Origin of the sequence: uncultured Brachyspira sp. (assembly GCF_949287625.1) — a bacterium.
GTDB lineage: Bacteria > Spirochaetota > Brachyspiria > Brachyspirales > Brachyspiraceae > Brachyspira.
The window spans coordinates 1-3,412 of the sequence record NZ_CASEGO010000171.1; the positions used below are offsets into that span (position 1 = coordinate 1).

3 protein-coding genes are annotated in these 3,412 nt (G+C 26.3%); 2 read left to right on the forward strand and 1 reads right to left on the reverse strand.

Annotated features, from left to right (window positions below):
• Positions 1–438 precede the first annotated feature (438 nt).
• The gene (locus Q1X91_RS15155; RefSeq protein WP_300759384.1) at positions 439–1,527 is read right to left on the reverse strand and encodes a PP2C family protein-serine/threonine phosphatase; all 1,089 of its coding nucleotides are present in this window, start codon (positions 1,525–1,527) and stop codon (positions 439–441) included.
• Positions 1,528–1,702: 175 nt separating this feature from the next.
• Here Q1X91_RS15155 and Q1X91_RS15160 point away from each other — a divergent pair, with 175 nt between their 5' ends.
• Positions 1,703–2,599 (forward strand): N-acetylneuraminate lyase, encoded by an 897-nt coding sequence (locus Q1X91_RS15160; RefSeq protein WP_300759386.1) that lies wholly within the window; start codon positions 1,703–1,705, stop codon positions 2,597–2,599.
• Between the two features lie 90 nt (positions 2,600–2,689).
• Positions 2,690–3,154, forward strand: a complete 465-nt coding sequence (locus Q1X91_RS15165; RefSeq protein ID WP_300759388.1) for a YhcH/YjgK/YiaL family protein — start codon at positions 2,690–2,692, stop codon at positions 3,152–3,154.
• The last annotated feature ends 258 nt before the right edge of the window (positions 3,155–3,412 follow it).

A 3,412-nucleotide genomic window follows, 5' to 3' on the forward strand; every position in this document is an offset into this window, starting at 1 on the left:
AAAATTTTATTTCTTCGTCTGTTAAATTAAAATCCATATTTTGATTATACCATAAATTAAAAAATTGACAAACTTAAAAATTTTCAGTATATACTGAAACGATTTCATTTTGCCGACTACTGCACATTATATAATTATTATCAACTTTTTTGACGCACACGCTCTGCGGGCTTCGCCAAAGTTTTTGCCAACACCATACCTAATGGTACTTCCTTCGGTCGCAGGCGGACTTCGTCGGAACGCAGAGCGGGCATGACTGTGTGCTTCGCAGGGATAGCCCACACAAATCTAAAATTTAAAAATTTATTTTTTGACAAACTATATCTGTTTAGGTATATACAACATATAAAATTTTTATAATTTATAAAAATTTTATATGTAATATTATCAAGTACTTTTGAAATAAGTCTATTAATTCATACTTTAATAAAAACTTATCTATTTTAATTTGAATGCTGCAATAGTAAAATCATCATCAGGAGCCATATATGAAAGATATTCGTAAAAATCTTTTTCTATATTTTCCATTATTTTTTCTATTTTATTACTTCTATTATCATAAAGAACTTTTTTTAATCTTTCTATACCATATAAATCGTACTTATTCTTTGATTTTGAGGCTTCTGTTACTCCGTCAGTATAAAAAAATAATATGTCATTTGTTTTTATATCAATGGTTTCTTCCTCATATTTTGCTTTTGGAAAAAGTCCTATTATGGTGCCCCCCTTAGTAAATTCATTTATACCATTTTCTCTTACTAAAAGCATTGGAGTATGAGAAGCATTTGAATATGTAAGTTTTTTATTTTTTAAATCTATTTCTGCTATAATCATAGTAAGATAATAGTTAATTGGAAGTATCTGTAATAGATAGTTATTTATATCATACAAAAAAGAACTTACAGATTTGAAAGAAGAAGCCAAATTTCTAAAAGCTGTTTTAAACATAGCAGTAATGATTGCCGCCTCTACACCATGTCCGCTTATATCAGACATAATAAATAGTATTCGGTTATTATCTATATTCACATAGTCAAAAAAATCTCCGCCTATTACTTCAAATGGTTTATATAATGATGCTGAAGTAATATAATTATTGTTTGGCATTTTATTTGGAATCATGTATTGCTGAAGTTTTCTTGCTTTTTTCATATCTCTCTTATATTGTTTTTTTATATTATCAAGTACATCATATCTTCCTAAAATATAGCTGTTTTTCTCTTTTAAGTCTATTATTGCCTTTTGATAATCATTTATTGCTGAACTGTTTATTTTTTCAAATCTGTATATTTTACCGTCCAATGTCTTTTCTTCTATTTCTTTATATTCTTTAATTAAATACATTTTTGTTAAATATTTGTAAAGTATAAATGAAGGAATAAAAAATAATAAAAATAATAGAAATAATAGTATAAATATAAATTTATTTTCATAATATGAAATAGAAGCTATATTAAGAAGTATAAATAGCACTAGAAATACTATAGAAATAAATTTTAAAAACATTAAAATACGTTCATCTTTCATATTTATATACAAAACTTTATATTACAATAATGAATTATAACAAAAAGATTATAGTTTGCAAATATTTTTTGCAAAATAAAGAGTATAGATATTGCAAAAATTGGACTTACTTTATACAATATAGATATATTAAGCATACATAAACGCTTAATAAATTTTTTTAAGGAGAAGTAATATGAATAGATGCGAAGGTATATTATCAGCTCTAATGACTCCATTTACAAAAGAAGGTAAATTGGATGAAAATGTTTTAAGAAAATATGTAAGACATAATATAGACCGCATGAAAGTAGACGGTTTATATGTAGGAGGTTCTACAGGAGAGGGACTTCTTATGTCTAAAGAAGAAAGAATGGCAGTTTTTGAAATAACAAAAGAAGAGGTTGCTGGTAAAATTCCTCTTATTGCTCATGTAGGTACTTTAAATCTTAATGAAGCATGCGAAATGGCAAATAAAGCTGAAGAATTAGGTTATGATCTGATTTCTGCTGTTACTCCATACTATTATCCATTCTCTTTTGCTGATATTAGCAAATATTATAATACTATATTAAACTCTACAAGCAAAACACCTATTGTTATATATTTCTTACCTACACTTTCAAATAACAGTATATCTTTAGATGATTTTGGCAAATTATTCGAAAATGACAGAGTAATGGGTATAAAATACACTTCATCTGATTTATTCTTACTTGAAAGATTAAAACAAAAATTCCCTACAAAAATGATGTGGGCTGGTTTTGACGAACTATTAATAGCTTATGCTTCTTATGGTTTAAGATCTGGTATTGGTTCTACTTACAATATTCAAGCTCCATTGGCTAAAAAAGTTATAGAAGCTGTTGAAAAAAAAGATATGGAAGAAGCTTTAAAAATTCAGCATGATATGAATGATGTAATATCAACTTTATTAAAAGTAGGTATATATCCAGCTCTTAAAGAATGTATTACTTTCTACGATCCTTCCGCTGTTTCTTACTGCAGAGCTCCTATGGGTTCAAAACCTCTTGGCGACAGTGAAAAAGCCTTATTAAAAGGTATGTTTGATAAATATTTATCTAAACTATAATTAAAAAGTATTATTTTTTGCTGTTATGCTTATTAAGTATAGTTGTTCACGTGTGCATAACAGCATTAAAAAATTATTAAAGGATTTATTATGATATTAAAACCAATAAACAGTGAATTTAATCAGGATTTTCATGATACTATATGGAAAGCAAAAAACTATATTAGAAATCATTATGATGAATTAAAAAAACTACCTAACGGAAAACATTTACTAGACAAAGAAATTTGTGAAGGTGCTTTTATTAATGTTACAGAATATGAGAATAAAGATAATCCGCCTTGGGAATCTCATTTAAAATTTGTTGATATTCAGATTATATTTGAGGGAGCTGAAGATTTTATAATAGCAAATACTTCTACTTTAAAACCTAAAACTTATGATGAAAAAACAGATTATCATGATTGGGAAGGAGAAGGAACAGTACGCTTAACTTTATCTCAGGGAGAAATTTTGATACTTCTTCCTTATGATGCACATAGAGTAGGACTTCCTCCAAAAACAGGAAAAACTCATGTTAAAAAAGCTATAGTAAAAGTTCCTTATAAAGCTTAAGTAAAAATTAATAAAAAAATTTAAAGACTGATGCTAGAAGTAGTATCAGTCTTTTATTTGTTCTAAAATTATTTTAATGATAATTGGTAATAGTTTAAATATTTAAATTTATATAATATACCTAAACAAATACAGTTTGTCAAAAAATAAATTTTTTAAATTTTGTTTAAGAGCCATAGATATTGCACAGTTTTAGTTTAAAAAAAGGAGGTATTCCTTATAATTTAAATTATCACAACAAACAAAAAGGAATACCTA

Bases quoted from the DNA above. Each gene is read 5' to 3' on its own strand.
- Q1X91_RS15165 (WP_300759388.1), top strand. From the start codon at position 2,690: ATGATATTAAAACCAATAAACAGTGAATTTAATCAGGATTTTCATGAT.
- Q1X91_RS15160 (WP_300759386.1), top strand. From the start codon at position 1,703: ATGAATAGATGCGAAGGTATATTATCAGCTCTAATGACTCCATTTACA.
- Q1X91_RS15155 (WP_300759384.1), bottom strand. From the start codon at position 1,527: ATGAAAGATGAACGTATTTTAATGTTTTTAAAATTTATTTCTATAGTA.